The 19,593-nt window shown below is 54.8% G+C and carries 15 protein-coding genes and 3 tRNA genes; 7 read left to right on the plus strand and 11 right to left on the minus strand.

What is annotated here, in order from left to right:
• The first annotated feature begins 276 nt into the window (after positions 1 to 276).
• From Mag101_RS04460 to Mag101_RS04480, 5 genes are all read left to right on the plus strand, one after another.
• Entirely contained in the window at positions 277 to 2,820 is a 2,544-nt protein-coding gene (locus Mag101_RS04460; protein WP_077401382.1) for a TonB-dependent receptor, read from the plus strand.
• Positions 2,821 to 2,936: 116 nt separating this feature from the next.
• On the plus strand, positions 2,937 to 3,653 hold the full coding sequence (locus Mag101_RS04465) for a SapC family protein (RefSeq protein ID WP_077401385.1): 717 nt from the start codon (positions 2,937 to 2,939) through the stop codon (positions 3,651 to 3,653).
• A 22-nt stretch (positions 3,654 to 3,675) separates the two neighbouring features.
• Entirely contained in the window at positions 3,676 to 5,241 is a 1,566-nt protein-coding gene (locus Mag101_RS04470; protein ID WP_198040087.1) for a tryptophan halogenase family protein, read from the plus strand.
• A gap of 6 nt (positions 5,242 to 5,247) precedes the next feature.
• Positions 5,248 to 6,762 carry a tryptophan halogenase family protein gene (locus Mag101_RS04475; protein WP_077401388.1) on the plus strand — a complete coding sequence of 505 codons (1,515 nt, stop codon included), beginning with the start codon at positions 5,248 to 5,250 and terminating at the stop codon, positions 6,760 to 6,762.
• A 21-nt stretch (positions 6,763 to 6,783) separates the two neighbouring features.
• Entirely contained in the window at positions 6,784 to 7,824 is a 1,041-nt protein-coding gene (locus tag Mag101_RS04480) for a sulfite exporter TauE/SafE family protein (protein ID WP_077408049.1), read from the plus strand.
• A 102-nt stretch (positions 7,825 to 7,926) separates the two neighbouring features.
• Here the strand turns inward: Mag101_RS04480 and Mag101_RS04485 are convergent.
• From Mag101_RS04485 to Mag101_RS04535, 11 genes are all read right to left on the minus strand, one after another.
• Positions 7,927 to 8,001 (minus strand) — tRNA-Gln (locus Mag101_RS04485).
• Between the two features lie 36 nt (positions 8,002 to 8,037).
• Positions 8,038 to 8,114: transfer RNA gene (locus Mag101_RS04490), tRNA-Met, on the minus strand.
• A gap of 128 nt (positions 8,115 to 8,242) precedes the next feature.
• Entirely contained in the window at positions 8,243 to 9,157 is a 915-nt protein-coding gene (locus Mag101_RS04495) for a DMT family transporter (RefSeq protein ID WP_077401391.1), read from the minus strand.
• A 136-nt stretch (positions 9,158 to 9,293) separates the two neighbouring features.
• On the minus strand, positions 9,294 to 10,385 hold the full coding sequence (ychF, locus tag Mag101_RS04500) for a redox-regulated ATPase YchF (protein ID WP_077401394.1): 1,092 nt from the start codon (positions 10,383 to 10,385) through the stop codon (positions 9,294 to 9,296).
• A 77-nt stretch (positions 10,386 to 10,462) separates the two neighbouring features.
• The gene (gene pth, locus Mag101_RS04505) at positions 10,463 to 11,062 is read right to left on the minus strand and encodes an aminoacyl-tRNA hydrolase (protein WP_077401398.1); all 600 of its coding nucleotides are present in this window, start codon (positions 11,060 to 11,062) and stop codon (positions 10,463 to 10,465) included.
• A 39-nt stretch (positions 11,063 to 11,101) separates the two neighbouring features.
• A complete protein-coding gene (locus Mag101_RS04510; protein ID WP_077401401.1) occupies positions 11,102 to 11,734 on the minus strand; it encodes a 50S ribosomal protein L25/general stress protein Ctc in 633 nt (210 codons plus the stop codon).
• 255 nt (positions 11,735 to 11,989) lie between these two features.
• On the minus strand, positions 11,990 to 12,922 hold the full coding sequence (locus Mag101_RS04515; protein ID WP_077401404.1) for a ribose-phosphate pyrophosphokinase: 933 nt from the start codon (positions 12,920 to 12,922) through the stop codon (positions 11,990 to 11,992).
• A gap of 219 nt (positions 12,923 to 13,141) precedes the next feature.
• A tRNA-Gln gene (locus Mag101_RS04520) sits at positions 13,142 to 13,216 on the minus strand.
• Between the two features lie 21 nt (positions 13,217 to 13,237).
• The gene (ispE, locus tag Mag101_RS04525; RefSeq protein WP_077401408.1) at positions 13,238 to 14,143 is read right to left on the minus strand and encodes a 4-(cytidine 5'-diphospho)-2-C-methyl-D-erythritol kinase; all 906 of its coding nucleotides are present in this window, start codon (positions 14,141 to 14,143) and stop codon (positions 13,238 to 13,240) included.
• 82 nt (positions 14,144 to 14,225) lie between these two features.
• Positions 14,226 to 14,879 (minus strand): lipoprotein insertase outer membrane protein LolB, encoded by a 654-nt coding sequence (lolB, locus tag Mag101_RS04530; protein WP_077401411.1) that lies wholly within the window; start codon positions 14,877 to 14,879, stop codon positions 14,226 to 14,228.
• Positions 14,863 to 16,821, minus strand: a complete 1,959-nt coding sequence (locus tag Mag101_RS04535; protein WP_077401413.1) for a tetratricopeptide repeat protein — start codon at positions 16,819 to 16,821, stop codon at positions 14,863 to 14,865. Before Mag101_RS04535 ends, lolB begins: the two co-directional genes overlap by 17 nt.
• Before the next feature lie 370 nt (positions 16,822 to 17,191).
• Between Mag101_RS04535 and hemA the strand changes: the two genes are divergently transcribed.
• A complete protein-coding gene (gene hemA, locus Mag101_RS04540) occupies positions 17,192 to 18,508 on the plus strand; it encodes a glutamyl-tRNA reductase (RefSeq protein WP_077401416.1) in 1,317 nt (438 codons plus the stop codon).
• A complete protein-coding gene (gene prfA, locus Mag101_RS04545; RefSeq protein WP_077401419.1) occupies positions 18,508 to 19,593 on the plus strand; it encodes a peptide chain release factor 1 in 1,086 nt (361 codons plus the stop codon). Before hemA ends, prfA begins: the two co-directional genes overlap by 1 nt.

Here is a 19,593-nt window from a genome sequence, read left to right on the forward strand (position 1 = left end):
AGTTTGTACAAATTTTGTACTGCACCTGCCCGAAATTAGAGTAAATCTCACTTCGAACTGTCATAAATGACAGTTAGTGAGATTAGAAAGACGGCAATTACCCAGATATTTTCCTTCCCGAGCGGTAGCTTTTTCTTTCCAGAGTGTGTATTGTCGATCGTGAGAATGACAGCGCTATCAAAGCTATCAAATGACAGCGCTATCATTTGGCGGTACAAGGTGAATAAAAAATTTCTAACCAAACCTTTATATCTATAAAAAAGGAAGGGGAAATCGATGCTTAAGCGCAACAAACTCGCTCTCTCGATCAGTGCGGCTGTACTGAGTGGTGGCCTGATGGCTCCGCTGGCAGTTGCTCAAACTGATGCTCTCGAAGAAGTTACCGTTACCGGTATTCGTGGAGCTCTACAGGATGCAATCAGCACCAAACGCGATTCCTACTCTATTGTGGACGCGATCTCTGCAGAAGATATTGGCAAGTTCCCAGACAAAAACGTTGCAGAATCACTGCAGCGCGTTCCTGGTGTAACTATCCAGCGCCAGTTCGGTGAAGGCGCAGCGGTATCTATCCGTGGTGCCGGTAATGACCTGACTCTTACCACGCTGAACGGCCAGAACGTTGCGTCTACCGGTTGGTTTGTACTGGAGCCTGCCAAGCGTAGCTTCAACTATGAACTGCTGCCGTCCGAGCTGGTTGGAAACATCGAAGTGTACAAAACTTCCCAGGCTGACCTTGCTGAAGGCGGCGTGGGCGGTACCGTAGTTATTAATACTCGCAAGCCTCTGGATCTCGATCCGCTGACTCTTCAGGCTTCAGTCGAAGCTTCTCGTCAGTCTGATTCCGACTCTACCGACCCGCAGTTCTCCGGTCTGGCGAGCTGGAAAAATGATTCCGAAACTTTCGGTGTTCTGGTTTCCGCTGTTTCCCAAGAGCGTCTGCTGCAGCGTCAAGGTAACGAAGCGTTCTGGGAGTGGGGTGCCGGCCCAGTTGCATTTGAGCAGGAGCGTAAGCGCTCTGCGTTGAACGCAACTTTCCAGTACCAGCCTACTGAAAACCTGGATATCGTGCTGAATGCCATCGATATGCAGATGGAGGCAGACAACACCAACTACGCACTGTGGCTGACTCAGGGTAACTGTGGCTGGTGTGGTGTTGATGTCGATCCGGCAGACCAGCTGAATGGCACCACTGCACGTGGTCCGTTGAACGTGGCGTTCCTGCAGGCGCGTCCGCGTGAAGCAACCATGAATTCCGACGTGTTTGACCTGTCTGTCACCTATTCTGGTGAAGGTTACGAAGCGAGCTTCCAGGCTGGTTCGACTTCTTCAACCGGTGGAACCGACTTTGAAATGGCTGTCGACGACGGCTCTGGTGGCTTTGCACTGGACGGCGCTAGCTACGACTTCTTCGGTGGCGGTCAATCCTGGGATCTGAACGGTTTCGACTTGGGTAGCTACGATCCAGGTTCCCTGTCTATGCAGACTGGAGCTAACTTCAATGCGACCCCGAAAACCGACGAAGAAACTTACTTCCAGGCGGACGTAGAGTTTGACGTGGAATTTGGTGCGATTAACGCAATCAAGACCGGTATTAAAACTGCTGATCACAACTCCACCAGCCGTCGCTTTGAGTTCACCCAGGTAGATGGCTTTGATCCGATTATCTCCACCGACGGCATTATCAACGGCACAATCGATGCGGGTGCTGGTAGTTACCAGATTCCTCGCCTGAATGACGATGCGCTGAAAGCGTGGGCCAAAGCTTCCGTTACCGGTAAGGTTGAGGATCTCGGCTCTTACAGTGAGATCGATGAGACCAATTCTTCGGTCTACGCTATGGCTACCTACGAGGTTGGTGATGTACGCGGTAACTTCGGTCTGCGCTACGTAACCACAGATGCCACTTCTGTCTACTACATTGACGGTGTGCGCACCGAAACTGACGCTGACTACTCTGTTGTTCTGCCGAGCTTTAACCTGGCATACAACTTGAGCGACGATGTGGTTGTCCGCGCTGCAGCCGCCAAGGTAATGGCTCGTCCGCAATACGTAGACATGTACGTAAACCCGAGCCCCATCGGTGCCAACGACGAAATCGACAATAACCAGTTCTGGGTGGTTGGTAACGTTGGTCTTGAGCCTTTCCTGGCTAACCAGTTTGATCTGGGCTTGGAGTACTACTTCGCAGAGGGCTCTCTGATTTCTGGTGGTGTTTTCTACAAAGACGTTAGTAACTTTGTAACCATCAGTGAGTACAGTGCTTCCGCGAGCGAGGTTCCGTTTGAATTGCCTGCTAGTGAGCAGCCATTTGGCTGGACTGTTCAGGAAAAAGACAACGGTGAAAGCGCAACAATTACCGGTATCGAGCTGGGTTATCAGCAAGACTTCGGTAACGGTTTCGGCGCTATCGTGAACTACACCTGGACCGACACTGATACCGATGAGGCAACTTTCACCGACGGTAACCCGTTCCTGAGCGATAGTTCCGAGAATGTGTATAACCTGACTGGTTACTACGAAAACGACATGTTCTCTGCTCGTATTGCATACAACTGGCGCAGTGAGTACATGCTCCGTGAGTCGGGCTCATACGGAAACCGTTTGCACGACGATTTCGGTAGTCTGGATCTGAGCGCGGTTTGGTATGCCACTGAGAACCTGGATGTTAAGCTCGACGTGAACAACCTGCTGGCAGAAGAATCTGTTCAGCTGGGTAATAATGCTCAGCCCGCTCCGGGAAGTGGTTTCACTGGCGGCTTCCCGCTGTACGAGTACGAAACCGCTCGCCGCATCAACATTGGAGCTTCTTACAAGTTCTAATAGCGAAGTAATTTCGTGATGTGACGGAAAAAGGGAAGTTTTTGCTTCCCTTTTTTCGTATGAAAAATATACTAGGCGGGCTTTTTAGAATAACTTCCAATTGAATAAGGTGTTGTATGGCCACTGTAGAAGCCCCAAAAATCGTACCACTACGCAGTGACGTTCACGGTAAGCTGAAAGTTCGTGAATTGGGGACCTTTGAGCACGTTAAAGAGGCTCACATGGTGCCGGTAACTGCCCATGAGTTCTCTCGCCTGGGTGCTGAGTACCCGATCGTTTTCGTGAAGAACTCCGATACTGGACAATTCCAATCTGTTGCGCTTCTGAGCCTTAAAGTAGGTGAAAACCTGTTTGTTGATGGCGAAAACTGGAAAGGTGTTTTCGTTCCGGGTGCTGTGCGCAACCATCCTTTCGTTCTGGCTCCTGCCGGCGAAGATCAAGAGAAACTGATGGTTGGCTTGGTAGAGAACAGCCCCGTTGTCGGCGAAGAAGAGGGTAATGCCCTGTTCGACGACGCAGGCGAAGAGTCTGAGTACCTGAAGGCGAAGAAAGAGTCTCTGGTGGGCTACCTGGAAAGTGATCAGATGACTAAAGCTTTCATCGCGATTCTTGCCGAGAAGGACCTGCTGACCACTCAGAATGTTGCTGTTAATGCTGGTGGTGAGAAGATCAACCTGACCGGTATTTACATGATCGATGAGAAGAAGCTGAACGAGCTGAGCGAAGAAGACTTTGCGGACTTCCGTAAGCGTGGCTTCCTGCCGCCGCTGTACGCGCAGCTGGGTTCCATGCATCAGTTCTCCCGACTGGCCAAAATGCAGGCTGGTGTTTAATTTTTGAACTTAGTTCAATAGCATGACTATCGATAGTAGTGAGCAAATCAAACGCGTATTGATAGTCGGAGGTGGCACAGCTGGCTGGTTGTCAGCTTGCCACCTTGCTAAAAAGCTAGCCTCCTCCTCCCCAGCTGGCGTTCAGGTTACGCTGGTTGAGTCTGAAAATATCCCCACAATTGGTGTTGGTGAAGGTACGGTTCCGGCGATTAGGGATTCCCTCCGTTACCTCGGCATCAGTGAAACCGAATTCATACGTGAGTGTGATGCCACATTCAAGCAGGGTATCAAGTTTGCGAATTGGGTCCGCCCTCCCGGAACCTCTGGAGCAGACTACTACCACCATATTTTTGATTACCCGGATAATCAGTTTGGCGATTTAACACCTTACTGGTTGCAAGGTGCGGCAGACGGCAGTTATGTGGATACCGTAGCCGTACAGGGTGCGGTCTGTGATAGCGGGCTTGGCCCCAAAGATATGACGGTACCCGAGTACGAGGGACATACCAGTTATGCTTATCATTTGGATGCTGCCAAGTTTGCGCGCTTACTCACACGTCACGGTGTAAAGAAGCTGGGTGTAAAACACCTGCTCGCTGATGTTCAGAGTGTTTTGCGCGATGAGTCTGGTGATATTACTGCGGTTAAAACGGTCGCGGGTGAGCAGCTGGAAGCTGATTTATTCGTCGACTGTACGGGATTCGCCTCACTTCTGCTTGGGCAGTCGTTAGGGGTGAAGTTCGTAGATAAGCGCGATGTATTGTTTGCGGACTATGCGTTGGCTGCACAAATACCCAACCAGAGCAAAGACGCCCCAATTCCAAGCTTTACTATATCCACTGCTCAAGAAAGCGGGTGGATATGGGACATTGGTCTATCCGAACGTCGTGGTACCGGGTATGTCTATTCAAGCGATCACACGAGCCATGACAGGGCTGAATCCGTTTTTCGGGATTATCTGGACGATAAGACGGGTGATCTGTCTATTCGAAGAATTCCGATGCGAGTGGGATATCGCGAAACTTTTTGGCAAAACAATTGTGTGGCTATTGGTTTGTCCCAGGGGTTTGTTGAGCCTTTAGAGGCAACCGGCATACTTGTTTATGATGCCGCAGCACGAATGCTCGCAGATATTTTCCCGGCAAATAAATCGGCGATGCCGATAGTCGCGAAACAGTTTAATCAGGCTGTGCAGTACTCATGGGATTGTGTAATTGACTTTATCAAATTGCACTATTGCATTAGTGGTCGTCGAGATCATGCGTTTTGGGTTGATAACTGTGACACACGCTCAATTCCTGATTCGCTCCAGGAAAAATTAGCTCTCTGGAAATTCCAGCCGCCAAGTGCATATGATTTTCCGAGTAAATTCGGAATTTTTAATTTGGCAAACTATCAGTACGTTCTATACGGAATGGAATTTGAGACGACGCTGTCCGCAGGAAGTTCTGGGTGGTACACGCGTATGTCAGAAGCTGTAAGCAGAATTCAAGAAATTTCGATGTTCTCTAAGCAGTTGCTAGGTGCGTTGCCTGAGCATCGGGTGCTTATTGAACGTATTAAAAAATACGGTCTACAAAAAATTTAGCAACCTATGAAGTCTCGCGCGATCAAAACATTGAATATTGTAGGTGGTGGTAGTGCGGGATGGATGACCGCAATTTACCTCAATCGCTATTTTAATCGCGATGTCAAGAACTATCAGATCAATGTCATAGAAAGCCCAGATATTGGAATTATCGGGGTTGGTGAAGCTACCGTTCACAGCATTCGTTTCTTTTTTGCTGCCATGGGGTTGGATGAACGTGAGTTAATGGCAGAGACGAATGCAACCATCAAGTCGGGGATCATGTTCCGTAACTGGATGAAGCCGGTTGATGGTAATACCCATGAATATTTCCATCCATTTGATCAGCAGCAACCCGGTGGCTCGGTAGATATCTCTACGGCATGGTTCGTCGGGGGGCGGTCTGATCGGCAGCGTTATGATGAAGGTGTCAGCTTAAATTCTCACCTAATTAAATCGGGGCAGTGTCCTAAAAGTGGCTCCTCTCCCCAGTTTCAAGCCATTGCGCCTTATGGATACCATCTCGACGCAACGCTTTTGGCGCGTTTTCTGCGTCGAAAAGCGGTCGAGCAAGGCGTTTGCCATATTGAAGCAACTGTTCTCGATGCTGAGGTTGAGCAGGGGGAGATTCTTTCTGTAGCAACGGATCAGGGAAGTTTTTCCGGGGATTTCTTTGTTGATTGCACAGGGTTTCGCGGTTTATTAATCGATAAGCTTCAGAAAGATAATTGGGAGTCATTCTCTGGCGTTTTGCCTTGCGACAAGGCTGTCGCTATTCAGCGGGAGATGCCAGAAGGTGCGACTCCGCGTCCGTATACGGTTGCTACAGCGCTATCCAGTGGTTGGGCTTGGCAAATCGATTTGGTTAATCGGCAGGGTAGTGGCTATGTCTATGACAGTAGCCGGCTGTCGCCGGAGCAGGCCGAAAGTGAGTTGCGGAGCTTTTTGGGGACTGATGCTAGCGTAATCAAGTGTACGCATTTGGATATGAAAGTTGGCTGCCGAAAAGATACTTGGGTTGGAAACTGTGTTGCAGTTGGGTTGTCGGGGGGCTTTATCGAGCCTTTGGAGTCTACAGGCCTGCACATGATTCACTTGGGCGTGAGTTTGCTGGCAACGCACTTGGCAGGCGATGACGGAAGTGCTGTGTTACGCGCTTCATACAATGAAAAAATGCGGGGCTTCTACCAAGACCTAAAGCAGTTCATCGTCTTGCACTACTGCCTGTCTAATCGTGATGATTCTGAATTCTGGCGCAATGCTCCTGCGACCGTTGAGGGGTGTCACTGGTTGAACTCCAGATTGCCACTGTGGAAGCACAAGATCTGTGAATACCAGGATTTTGCTGGTAGCTATGCGAGTATCTTTACGGATACGAATTATCGTTATGTGCTGTACGGGATGCAGCATTATCCCTCTCCCCGTTTTTCCATGTCTGATACGGAAGTTGGCACCATCTTTGGGCGGTTTGAGCAGCTTGTGGGTCGTGCGAAAACTGCCTCAATGGAACATGACAAATTTCTAAAGCTTGTACACGGCTAACGTTGAGTGTGGGTCAAGTTTATGAAACGCGCCTTATCCCGTTATTTGCCCTGGCTGCTGTGGCTCGGTGTGTTCTATTCGCTATGGGCTGTTTACGTCTTCGGCAATAATTTCTGGCCTCTTGTCACTGAACACTGGCCCATGGCTCTGTCTATGGCTGTTGGCAGCTATGCTGCCGGCTCTACCCCTATGGGTGGTGGTACGGTGGGATTTCCGGTTCTGGTGCTGTTATTTGATATGCCCGCGAGTCTAGGACGGGATTTCAGTTTTGCCGTACAGTCCATCGGCATGGTCAGTGCCAGTATCTATATATTTTGTCGTCGGCAGGCGCTTGCCTGGGCGATGTTGCGCGGTGCCCTGCTCGGCAGTCTGATCGCTACGCCGCTGGGGATATTGTTTTTTGCCCCACTGGTACCGGATTTGTGGGTAAAGCTGACCTTTGCGGTGATCTGGGGAAGTTTTGGTCTGCTGCACCTCTATCGTCTCCGCGAGATTACCGCTCATGACCACCATGGTGACCCCCGGTGCCCGAAGGATTTCCGCATCGGTGTGCTGCTTGGTGCTGCTTCCGGATTTGTCGCTGTGTCGGTGACCGGTGTCGGTATTGATATGGTGGTGTATGCGGCGCTGGTTCTGCTATCCCGTGTGGATCTGAAGGTGGCCATCCCCACTTCTGTAGTCATCATGGCGTTTTCTTCCGTGGTCGGAGTGGCGGTCAAGAGTGTCGCTGGCGACTGGCAGCCGGGGGTGCTGGACAATTGGCTCGCTGCGGCGCCTGTGGTGGCCCTTGGGGCGCCGTTAGGGGTGTTTGTGGTGGGTTTAATAGGCCGCACGCCCACACTGCTGGTGGTGGCGCTATTGTGCGTGGTTCAGTTCGTGTGGACCTGTGTGTCTGAGTGGGGCTCTTTGGGTGCATCCGGGGTGGCGCTGGCGCTTCTCGGAATGGTGGCGTGTCTGGCGGGCTTTGAGGCGCTCAGATTGCTTGGGCTGCGCCGGGAGCAGCTGCGCAAGCGCAACTTTACTGCGTCTTCCGAGACTGAGGGCGTTGTTGCTGCGACTTGATAGGGGTGAATCTGGCAGGCTTGGATGAGTGAGCAGAGGGCGGGTCAGATAGACGGCAAATAAAAAAGGCGATTCCCTAGGGAATCGCCTTTTTTATAAAGATGGCTGGGGTGGAAGGATTCGAACCTTCGCATGACGGGATCAAAACCCGCTGCCTTACCGCTTGGCTACACCCCAGTGGTGTTCCGTGATGCTGGAATCACGAGAAGAAAATGGTAGCAAGGGGGAGACTTGAACTCCCGACCTCAGCATTATGAGTGCTGCGCTCTAACCAGCTGAGCTACCTTGCCACAAATAATCTCGGCTAACCGAGGGCGCGCATTATCGGGCGACCTAGGGGGGCTGTCAACACCTTTTTGGTAAATTAATCAGTAGCTTAGCGCGCTATGCACTTTTACCACAGATTCCCGTGAGTGGATCAGCGGCCACGCCCAATGGCAGCTAGCAGAGAGCCGAGCACAACGGTTATGGCGCCAACCCAGCTGATCCAGTTCATCGGCTCCATATCGATGTAACCCGGCCATATTGCGCCGATAATCGTGCTCAGTCCGAGGGTCATTAGCGGTACCAGCGCGAGTGTCGCGCTGACTCTTGAGGCCTCCCATACCTCCATGGCTTTGGCGAAAGCGCCATAGGCGATGAGGGTATTGGCAGTGAGGAACAGGAGGAGACCCCAGCCCAGCCAGTCCAGCTGTAGCGCGGTGCCCGGGTGGGAAACCGGCAGGAAGCAGAGGGTACCGGCTACATAGATCAGTGTAAGAAGGTTCTGCGGGCGGGATTGGGCGACGATCTTTTTCTGGAAGAGTCCGTACACTGCCCAGGTAATTGCCGCGATTACCACCAGGCCCACGCCAATCAGGTATTCACGATCTTCTCCGGCCCAGAGCTCTCCGAGGCGCTGATTGAAGAACATCAGCAGGCCGGCGCAGACTAGAACAACCCCCATCCACTGGCGGGGTGAGAAGCGTTCGCCGAGCCAAAACACGCTGAAAATCAGCAGGAGTAGCGGGGCCAGCTGAATAAGGACCTGGAGTGCTCCCGGCGTAATGTAATTGAGGCCGGTGGCATAGGCGATGTAGTTCGCCAGCAGGCCGCCTACTGCCAGCACTGTATAGGGCAGAAGTTTGCCGCTAAACAGGTTTTTCAGTTCCAGCTCCTGACGCCATCCATACCAGGTCACCGCAAACAATGCGGCACCAAAGAACCGGTACCAGGTCACCGTGGTGGAATCCATGTCCTCGATCAGTCCCTTCATGGCGATGGGCAGCAGGCCCCAGAGAAAGGCAGTGGTGAGGGCGAGTGGAAGACCAACTCTCCAGTTGGATTGGTGCATGGCAACCTTCGGTGTTGGTTATGGTGCTGCTATTGCAGTCGGGGGCTGCGGGTGGCGAGTTATCCCGGCAGGCGCTTGCATTGAGTGGTCAAGCGCCCACCGGAAATCGGCTAGCGGGAGTAGCCGGAGAGGGAGCTTAAACGTTAAAGCGGAAGTGGACTACGTCGCCGTCGGCAACGATATATTCCTTGCCTTCAAGGCGCCACTTGCCCGCTTCCTTGGCACCGGCCTCGCCATTGTTGTCCACGAAGTCGGTGTAGCTGACAACTTCCGCGCGAATAAAGCCTTTTTCGAAGTCGGTGTGGATCTTGCCCGCCGCCTGCGGTGCGGTTGCGCCGAGCGGGATGGTCCAGGCGCGCACTTCTTTTACCCCGGCAGTGAAGTAGGTGTGCAGGCCCAGCAGCTCGTAGCCCGCGCGGATTACGCGGTTCAGGCCGGGTTCTTCCATGCCCAGTTCTTCCAGAAACTCCAGCTTTTCATCGTCGTCGAGTTCGGCGATCTCGGATTCCAACTTGTTGCAGATGGGCACCAGTACCGCGTTTTCTTCCGTGGCGATAGCGGCAACCGCGTCCAGGTGTGCGTTACCTTCAAACCCGTCTTCATCCACGTTGGCGATGTACATGGTGGGCTTTACGGTAAGCAGGCTCAGCTCGCGCAGGTCCGCCAGTTCATCTTCGCTCAGACTGAAGGAGCGCAGCGGCTTGGCTTCGTCCAGATGTGGCTGAATTTTCTCCAGCAGCGCTTTCATTTTGATCGCGTGCTTGTCCTGGCCTTTGGCGGCGCGGGTGTAGCGTTGCAACGCTTTTTCCACGGTATCTAGGTCGGCCAGAGCCAGCTCGGTGTTGATCACTTCAATGTCGGCAACCGGATTTACCTGGTTGGCTACGTGAATGACGTTGTCGTTGTCGAAGCAGCGCACCACGTGGGCGATGGCGTCGGTCTCGCGGATATTGGCGAGGAACTTGTTGCCCAGACCTTCACCCTTGGAAGCGCCGGCCACGAGGCCCGCGATATCGGTGAATTCCATGGTGGTGGGAATCAGCTTCTGCGGATTGACGATCTCCGCCAGTTTGTCCAGGCGCGTATCCGGTACCGGTACGATACCCGCGTTGGGTTCAATTGTGCAGAAGGGGAAGTTCTCTGCATCGATACCCGCTTTGGTCAGGGCATTGAACAGAGTGGATTTGCCCACATTGGGCAGGCCGACGATGCCGCAAGTAAAACCCATGGTCTGAATCCTGTTGGTGTGGTCGGTACGTCTGCGCGTGCCGCCTTTCGTTGAATGTGTTTCGCAGCGAAATGCCGCTACTTGGAGTTGGTATGCAGTGTTTTCATGGCCCCGTTCCAGTCGCCAGTAGCGGCGGTGGGTAGTGCGTCCACCGCGCGGTCGATGGCTTCCGCCAGCTGGTCCTGTTCGGTGCGGGGCGCGCGCTGCAAAACGTACTTGGCTACATCGCGGGCGTTACCCGGGTGGTCAATACCGAGACGCAGGCGCATGAATTCACGATTGTTTCCCAGTGCCGCGATGATATCGCGCAAGCCATTGTGGCCTCCGTGGCCGCCACCTTTTTTCAGGCGCGCGGTGCCGCAGGGCAGGTCCAGCTCGTCGTGAGCGACCAGAATAGCTTCGGCGGGAATCTTGAAGAAGTTCGCCAGTGGGCCCACTGCTTGGCCACTGCGATTCATATAGGTGGTGGGAATCAGCAGGCGGATATCCTGCCCGCCGATCCGCACACGGCCAGAGTGGCCGTGATACTTGCTGTCTGGCGCGAGTTGGGTGCCGTGAATACGGGCCAGCTCGGAGACAAAGTCGGCCCCGGCGTTGTGTCGCGTCCGGTCGTATTCCGGGCCTGGATTACCCAGGCCCACAATCAACTGGATGGGCGTGTCCGGAGCCTTACTCAAGGTGCTGATCCTGAGAAGAAGTCGACTTGGAGAGTCGGCTTATTCTTCGCCGGACTCTTCGCCTTCTGCAGCTTCAGCGTCGGCTTCAACAGCGCCGCGTGGCTTGTGTACAGAGGCAACAACCAGATCGTGGGATTCACCGTGGGCCAGATCCACAGACTCAACGCCAGCAGGCAGTTTGATGTCGGAAATGTGGATGGTGTCGTCCAGTTCCAGGTCCGCCAGGTCTACTTCGATGAACTCGGGCAGCTTGGAAGCCGGTGCAGTGATGTCCAGCTCATTCAGGGTGTGAGACACGATGCCGCCAGCTTTAACGCCTGCACAGGACTCTTCGTTCAGGAAGTGCAGAGGTACTTTTACGTTTACCTTGGTGTTGGCAGAAACGCGCTGGAAGTCAGCGTGCAGCAGGATGGCTTTGGCCGGGTGACGCTGCAGGTCGCGCAGGATTACGGTCTCATCTTTGCCGTCAACACTCAGGGTAACAACGGAAGAGAAGAAAGATTCGCTTTCCAGAGCCTTGAACAGGTCTTTCTGCAGCAGGGATACGGACTGCGGCTCAGCTTTGCCACCGTAGATGATGGCCGGTACTTTTGCTTCCAGGCGACGCAGGCGGCGGCTCGCACCTTTCCCTTCGTCGGAGCGGAGGCTGGCATTCAGTTTGAAATCAGACATGGGGTAAACCTCAGGTTGTCTGTCCAGAAGGACCTGCGACCGGAACCTTCTGGCGTTGCTATAAGTCAGGCGTAAGCTATTGAAACGCCCAATAGTAAACGCCCGGCAGTGCCGGGCGGGCGCGTATTCTAAGTGTAAGCGCCGGCGAATGCCAGCGCTTATGGGGAGAAGATCGCGGGGGAGCCAGGGCCGGCTCTTAATAGGTGCTGTAAGAGCGGAGCCCTTAGGTAGGGCCGGAACTCTTAGGGGCAACCCTTAAGATCTAAACATCGCCGACAGTGATTCTTCGTTGCTGATGCGGCGCATGGATTCGGCCAGCATGGCGGACAGGGTGAGCTGGCGGATCTTGGGGGCTTTCTCCATTTTGTCGCCCAGTGGGATGGAGTCGGTGACTACCAGTTCATCCATTACCGAGTTGTTCAGGTTGTCGATGGCCTTGCCGGACAGAACCGGGTGGGTACAGTAGGCAACAACCTTCTTGGCGCCGTGGTCTTTCAGGGCTTTGGCGGCGTTACACAGAGTGCCGGCGGTGTCGACCATATCGTCCACCAGTAGGCAGGTGCGGCCGCTGACTTCACCGATGATGTTCATCACTTCCGCCACGTTGGCTGCGGGGCGACGTTTGTCGATGATCGCCAGTTCGCAGTCGAGGCTTTTCGCTACCGCACGCGCGCGCACAACACCGCCGATATCCGGGGAAACAACCACCAGGTCTTCGTATTTCTGGCGCTCGATATCGTCGAGCAGCACGGAGGAGCCGTAAACGTTATCCACTGGCACATCGAAGAAGCCCTGGATCTGCTCTGCGTGCAGGTCAACGGTCAGCACGCGGTCGATGCCCACGCTCACCATCATGTCGGCTACAACCTTGGCGGAAATCGGCACACGCTGGGAGCGAACACGGCGATCCTGGCGGGCGTAACCAAAGTAGGGGACTACCGCGGTAATACGGCCGGCAGAAGCGCGGCGCAGTGCGTCAACCAGCAGGATCAGTTCCATGATGTTGCGGTTGGTCGGCTGGCAGGTGGACTGAACGACGAAAACGTCGCGGCCGCGCACGTTATCGGTAATCTCCACAGCAATTTCGCCATCGGAGAAGCGCTTAACCACTGCTTCCCCGAGGGGTATCGCCATATGCTCAACAACCTTTTGTGCCAGTTCCGGGTTTGCGTTGCCGGTGAAGACCATTAAGTCAGCCACTGCGAGTACCTTTTTCGTCGGGATAGAAGATAGTAGTAAAAATTAGGCGGAATACGGAGCGGGAACTGCTTGCAGGGTGTTGTATTGCCAATTCATTGGGCGACCGTTGTGCAAGTGTCGTGTTGTGGCTGGGTTGCCAGTTTTTCCGGCTGGGCCGGAGGCTCCGTCTGTACCCCAAGGTGGTAGGGATACCTATAAATAAGGAAATGGCTGGGGTGGAAGGATTCGAACCTTCGCATGACGGGATCAAAACCCGCTGCCTTACCGCTTGGCTACACCCCAGCAAAGTTGCAGTTAGTCAATTTAGACAGTTGCTGCAAAATTCGCGAGTTGCCGGTGTGTGAGTGATTCATCTGCACCTTTGGCAACAAAACCTTCCCACCCATCTGGTCGTGCTTCAAGCACTTGTCGTGCAGTCGCTTCCGACTCAAATCCGGCAAAAACACAAGCGCCAGTTCCGGTCAAAAATGCGTCTGCATATTGCGCAAGCCACTCTCTGGCTTCGCGCACCTCAGGGTAGAGGTCTTCAACGAGCGGCTGAAAATCGTTGCCGGCATATTGGGTTAGCCAGTCGCTATTCAGCTGCCTGTCGCGAAGGGCCGCTAATGTAATTGCGGCGGAATCTCTTGTCAAACGCGGATTGGAAAAAAGCGCTGCGGTGCTGACATGGCAGGCAGGTTTGAGCACGACGTACCAGCGGGGCTCGATGGATACCGGGGTGAGCTTTTCGCCAACACCTTCGGCAAATGCGGAAGCGCCACGCACGAAGACGGGAATATCTGCGCCCAGTTGCCGGCCCAGTTCCGCCAGAGCGTCCAGGTCCAGTTCACACTGCCACAGGTGATTCAGGGCCAGCAGGGTGGTGGCGGCATCGCTACTGCCTCCGCCAATGCCGCCGCCGGCCGGAAGTACCTTGTCGACCGATATCTTCACCCCGATGTTTTGCCGGCTAATGTTCTGCTGCAGTGCTGCCTCTTGCAGTAACCGGGAAGCGCGCACAATCAGATTTTGCTCCGGGGGAACGTCGACGCCGGGACAATGAAGATGGATTTGTCGATCATTCGTGGGGGTAAAGCTCAGGGTGTCACCGACATCCAGCAATTGAAATACCGTCTGTAGCTCGTGATAGCCGTCTTCGCGGCGCCCAAGGATACGCAGCATCAAGTTCAGTTTTGCGGGTGCGGTAAGAGTGAGGGGAGGCGTATTCATTTCGCTGGAGGGAATGTAGAAACCAGCGGCCAGTTTACCAGCCGCCAGTTTTTTTGGCAGGGAATTAGGGGGGTACCTGTGATTACTTCGGAATCCACTCCTTGACCACGACGGTAACGCTCACCGGGCCGGCGGGATTTGAGCTGGCCGCTTTGATACGGCTTGGCAGCTTGTAGGGGCCCACTACCTGATAATCGCTAAAGTTCAATTGCCAGCCGGCCTGTTGCAGGCTTTGCAGTAGTCCTTCGGCATTCTTCTGCTGACCACTTACTGCACCAGGTGCCGCCAGACCACGCACCCAGTAAAACATTTCGGAGACCGGCAGCGGCCAGCCCATGATTTGCTCGGTGAGTTGCGCAGGATTGGATGCAAACACGGCGGGGTCGCTGCCTTTCTGCAGGCTGACACCGTTGGGCGCACCGGTGATGGTGGTGGACCCGGCACCGAGAGGCCCGCTCAGGTGAATACGGTAATTGGTGTTGGCTTGTTGCCAAACCAGATTTGCGCTGCCGTTTTCTCTCGGTGAGCGCACGCCCAGTTTTCCTTTGACCTCCCAGCGCTGAAGCGCCGCCGCCGACTGTTGCTGGGTGCTGTGAGAGGGTGTTTGCTGCGGTTGTGGTTTCTGCGCGCTACACGCGGCGAGCGTGAATAGCAAAGCTGCGCCCAGTACTTTCAGGGCGCGGTGTGCGGTTGCTTCATATGAGGTGAAAGAGAGAACGTCAGCTTTCCGTAACATGCTGTTCCAGTCTTTGTTGATCCTGAAGCCGCTGCATGGCTTCTGGAATAAGTTTACTTTCCGGGTTTTGCTGCAATCCTTGCTCCCACACCTGCATGGCCTGTTGGTGTTCGCCGAGGGCCCAAAGGGCTTCTCCAAGGTGCGCGGCAATTTCATGGTCTTGCAGCAAGCTCAATGCTTTTTGCAAGTAGGTGACTGCTTCGGTGTAGTTGCCAAGGCGGTAATGCGCCCAGCCCATACTGTCGATGATTGCAGGATCATCCGGGCTGAGTTCAATGGCCTTGGAAATAAGCACCATCGCTTCTTCGACGCGGTCATCGTAAGAAAGCAGTTTGTAACCCAATGTGTTTAGCAGGTTCGCATTATCCGGGTCGCGGGACAATAGCTTGCGTAAACCCTGTTCAAAGTTTTCCACATCGCCTAACTGTTCGCTGGCCATAGCGTGTGCATAAATCAGGCGATTGCTGTCCTCGTTTTCTTTTATCGCGTCAGCCAACAGGGTCTGCGCTTCTTCCAAATACCCATTTTTTGTTAGCAGGTCGGTCTGCATTAAATAAAACTGCTCCTGCTGGGTCGAGTGGCGCTGGCGCAGTTCAGAGAACCATTTGTGCACTTCTTCGGTTTCCCCGAGCTTGGCGAGCAGGCTCGTACCGCGGGTGATGGCCTGCACATAGTCACTGCCTGGGCGCACTAGGCGGTAGTGAATCACCGCTTGCTGTGGGTTGTCTGTTTGCTCGGCAATGCCGCCCAGGTAAAAGTGTGCGATGGATTCGTGATCCTCCAGCTTGAGCAGCTTGTTGAGCAGCGGTGCGGCCTTATCGAATTGCTTAGTTTCGTAGTGAATAAGTGCCAGGGAGAGGATGAGGTTGCCATCGTTGGGGCGCTGCTTTACCAGCTCGGCAAACTGTTGTTGCGCCAGATCCAGATCCTGGCGAATAAGAAGTCGGGCGTATTGCAGGCGCAGTCGGCTCTCTTTGGGGTAAAGTTCTACCAGGTTTTCCAGCAGGCGGCGGGCCTCATTTTCTCGGCCCATGTCGATCAGGGCGTGAGACTCAAGCAGTGGCGCATCCAGGTTTGATGGGTCGCGTTCCTGCACCTGACGCGTAATTTTCAAGGCCTCCTGAGAGCGCTTGTTTGCGCGTAATAGCATGGCATAGGCTAGCGAGACTTCAGAATTCCCTGGGTATTTTAGATGGAGGCGCTCGAACTCTGGCAATACTTTTGCCGCGAGCTCTTCGTTATCAACTGCGGTAGCGGCCACCGACTGCAATGGCGCGTTACCGCCGAGCGCCAGTGCCAGTTCCGCATGGTGCAGGGCCTCATCCAGCTTGCCGGCAAGGGTTAGTTCGGCGGTTGCCGCCAATTGTGCGTCGGCACTGTCTGGTGCCAGTTTTACCCACAATTGCGCCGAGCGCAGCGCGGCGCGGCGCGCATTGAGATAGCGGGCTATGCGAGTAGCGCGGGCAGCAACGCCCGCGTCCTTGGTGCGCTCGGCCTGAAAGTAGTAGTTTGCCAGGGCCAAATCGTATTGCTCTCTATTGCCCGCAATCTCGGCGACGAGCAGCGTATAAAGCGTTTCGATGGGGAAGGGTTTGGCTTTTGCATCCGCTGTGGTCGCGGCCGTGTCTGGCTGGTCGGACGCATCGGCAGTTGCAGAGGTCTCTGCGGGCTCGGATGCGCCGTCCTCTCCGCTGTCTTGTGCGGGAGTCTGAGTGCCGGCTTCGCTGACTGCTTCGGTCTCCCACTGGTCGCGCCAGTCGCCCTGTTCCTCGTTTGCAACCTGTGGTTGCTGTGCGCACGCACAGAGAATGGCAAGTGAGGAGGCCATGGCGGCCCCGCGCAGGTGGCGCCTGAGGTTCGCCGGCTGGCTGTAAGCCAGGGCGGTTTCGAGGGCCTTGTGGGGTTGGCGGCAGGCGAGCAAAAAGGGAAGGAGCAGCTGCATAGAAACGTGTCCGTACGTTCGCGCCTCATGAATCGCGTGTTGCTCAGGGTGTCGGTCCAGGCCTCGCTTGGTAAGCGGGGCGCGCACTGGGGTATTTGGCCAGATACGCTGGAAACCGTGGCAATTTGGCTAACGAGGCGCCTATTGGCGTATTTTTCCGGGTTATCGCCGTATAATTCTAGTTCTGAATTTGCCCCCCGTTGCCAGCAGGCCGGGTCCGGTGACAAAGTCAGCATCTATTTAAACTAGGAAGATTTTGTGCGTCGCCGGATTCCGCTTGCACCAGCCGCGGCGGGCCCGGACAATATGCGGCCATTTTTGCACCGCGCTCGCTTGTTGCGTTGGCGCGTGGAAGTAGTGACGAGAATCTATGCCAATCCTTGCCCTGGGAATCAATCATGACAGCGCGCCGGTCGCCGTGCGCGAGCGGGTGGCCTTTGCCCCCGAAGTGATGCCCAGTGCCCTGGCAGAGGCGCGAATTGCCCTTGAGTGCCCGGAATTGGCCATTCTTTCTACCTGCAACCGCACCGAAATCTACGGTGAAGTGGCTTCGGAAGCCGTTTTGGCCTGGATTGCCGAGTACCACTCGGTCACTCTGGAGGAGCTGACCAGCTGTTACTACCAGTTTACGGATGAAGCCGCCGTACGGCATATGATGCGGGTGGCCTGCGGACTGGATTCCCTGGTGCTGGGTGAGCCGCAGATCCTCGGGCAAATCAAGTCTGCCTACGCGGTGGCCCGTGAATCCGGCAGTGTGGGTCCCACGTTACATAATGTCTTTCAACAGGTGTTCTCGGTGGCCAAGAAGGTGCGTACCGAGACCGCCATTGGTGAAAACCCGGTATCCGTTGCCTTTGCTGCGGTGTCGCTCGCTTCGCGCATCTTTACCGACCTGGCTGAACAGACCGCTCTGTTGATCGGCGCCGGTGAGACGATCGAGCTGGTGGCCCGCCATTTGCTTGATAAAGGCGTCAAGCGGTTGATCGTGGCCAACCGGACTTTGAAGCGAGCCCAGTCTCTGGCGGAAGACTTTGGTGCTGAAGCGATTTTGCTGGCAGATATTCCCGAGCATTTGCCCCGTGCAGACATTGTTATCAGCTCTACCGCCAGTCAGTTGCCGATTCTCGGCAAAGGTGCGGTGGAAACTGCGTTGAAAGAGCGTCGCCATCGCCCCGTTTTCATGGTCGACATTGCGGTACCGCGGGATATTGAGCCGCAAGTCGGTGAACTCGACGATATCTACCTCTATACCGTGGATGACTTGCGCGGTGTGATTGACGAGGGCAAACGCCTGCGGGAGCAGGCCGCCCAGGCGGCGGATGAGATTGTAAATGTAGCTGCCTCGGCATTTATGCGCGAGCACCGCAGTCTGCGCGCCGTGGACTCCATTCGCAGTTACCGCCAACAGGCCCAGGCGATCAGCAAAGATGAACTGGAAAAAGCGCTGATTCAATTGCGTGCGGGCAGTGAGCCGGAGCAATTGCTGGAGCAGCTCGCACGCACATTAACCAATAAACTGATTCACGCTCCTACTGTGGCCTTGCGACAGGCCACTGCGGAGGGTGATCTGGAACGATTGCGTCTGGCCCGACAGATCATCGGGTTAAGCCCGGATGACGCGGGTTCGGACGCGTCCGCAGGAACCGAGGGTTCCGCGGACAAGCAGGACAAGAAGAAACTCAAGTAATGAAAGCTTCGGTACAAAGCAAACTCGACAATCTGGTGGAGCGTCACGAAGAAGTATCTGCCCTGTTGGGCGATGCGGAAATCATTAGTGACCAGGATAAATTCCGCGACCTTTCGCGCGAGTATTCCGAGCTCGAAGAAGTGGTCAGCTGTTATGGCCGCTACAAGATCCTGCTGGACGATATGGCCGGCGCGCGCGAAATGCTGGATGAGAACGACGCAGAAATGCGCGAGATGGCCCAGGAAGAACTGCGCGAAGCGGAAGCACAACTGGAGCCGTTGGAAAAAGAGCTGCAGACGTTGCTGCTACCTCGCGACCCCAACGATCGCAAAAACGTTTATCTGGAAATTCGCGCCGGTACCGGTGGTGACGAAGCGGCGATATTCTCCGGCGACCTGTTCCGTATGTATTCCCGCTATGCGGAGAAGCAGGGCTGGCGCATTGAAATCATCAGCGAAAACGCCGGTGAACACGGCGGCTACAAGGAAATTATTACCCGCGTCGCGGGTGAAGATGTGTACGCAAAGCTGAAATTTGAATCCGGTGCGCACCGCGTGCAGCGAGTGCCGGAAACCGAATCCCAGGGGCGTATTCACACTTCCGCGTGTACCGTGGCGGTGATGCCGGAGCCCGACGAGCGCGACGCGATCGAAATTAATAAAGCGGACCTGCGTGTGGATACCTACCGCGCCTCCGGTGCCGGTGGCCAGCACGTGAACAAGACGGATTCAGCGGTGCGCCTTACCCATATCCCTACCGGTATTGTGGTGGAGTGTCAGGATGAGCGCTCCCAGCATAAAAACAAGGCCAAGGCGATGGCGTTGCTGCAGGCAAAGCTCAACAGCGCCCAAGAATCTGCCGCTGCCCAGGAAATCTCCGATGCGCGCCGCAACCTGGTAGGCAGCGGTGACCGCTCCGAGCGTATTCGCACCTATAACTTCCCGCAGGGACGTGTCACCGATCACCGTATTAGCCTGACTTTGTACAAGCTGGATGAAGTGATGCAGGGTGCGGTGGACGAGGTTATTGGTCCGTTGCGCACCGAATATCAGGCGGATCAGCTGGCGGCGTTGGGACAGAATTAA

It is taken from the genome of Microbulbifer agarilyticus (assembly GCF_001999945.1).
In the GTDB taxonomy this organism is placed as follows: Bacteria; Pseudomonadota; Gammaproteobacteria; order Pseudomonadales; family Cellvibrionaceae; genus Microbulbifer; species Microbulbifer agarilyticus_A.

Bases quoted from the DNA above. Each gene is read 5' to 3' on its own strand.
- Mag101_RS04460 (WP_077401382.1), top strand. From the start codon at position 277: ATGCTTAAGCGCAACAAACTCGCTCTCTCGATCAGTGCGGCTGTACTG.
- Mag101_RS04465 (WP_077401385.1), top strand. From the start codon at position 2,937: ATGGCCACTGTAGAAGCCCCAAAAATCGTACCACTACGCAGTGACGTT.
- Mag101_RS04470 (WP_198040087.1), top strand. From the start codon at position 3,676: ATGACTATCGATAGTAGTGAGCAAATCAAACGCGTATTGATAGTCGGA.
- Mag101_RS04475 (WP_077401388.1), top strand. From the start codon at position 5,248: ATGAAGTCTCGCGCGATCAAAACATTGAATATTGTAGGTGGTGGTAGT.
- Mag101_RS04480 (WP_077408049.1), top strand. From the start codon at position 6,784: ATGAAACGCGCCTTATCCCGTTATTTGCCCTGGCTGCTGTGGCTCGGT.
- Mag101_RS04495 (WP_077401391.1), bottom strand. From the start codon at position 9,157: ATGCACCAATCCAACTGGAGAGTTGGTCTTCCACTCGCCCTCACCACT.
- ychF (WP_077401394.1), bottom strand. From the start codon at position 10,385: ATGGGTTTTACTTGCGGCATCGTCGGCCTGCCCAATGTGGGCAAATCC.
- Mag101_RS04510 (WP_077401401.1), bottom strand. From the start codon at position 11,734: ATGTCTGATTTCAAACTGAATGCCAGCCTCCGCTCCGACGAAGGGAAA.
- Mag101_RS04515 (WP_077401404.1), bottom strand. From the start codon at position 12,922: ATGGTCTTCACCGGCAACGCAAACCCGGAACTGGCACAAAAGGTTGTT.
- ispE (WP_077401408.1), bottom strand. From the start codon at position 14,143: ATGAATACGCCTCCCCTCACTCTTACCGCACCCGCAAAACTGAACTTG.
- lolB (WP_077401411.1), bottom strand. From the start codon at position 14,879: ATGTTACGGAAAGCTGACGTTCTCTCTTTCACCTCATATGAAGCAACC.
- Mag101_RS04535 (WP_077401413.1), bottom strand. From the start codon at position 16,821: ATGCAGCTGCTCCTTCCCTTTTTGCTCGCCTGCCGCCAACCCCACAAG.
- hemA (WP_077401416.1), top strand. From the start codon at position 17,192: ATGCCAATCCTTGCCCTGGGAATCAATCATGACAGCGCGCCGGTCGCC.
- prfA (WP_077401419.1), top strand. From the start codon at position 18,508: ATGAAAGCTTCGGTACAAAGCAAACTCGACAATCTGGTGGAGCGTCAC.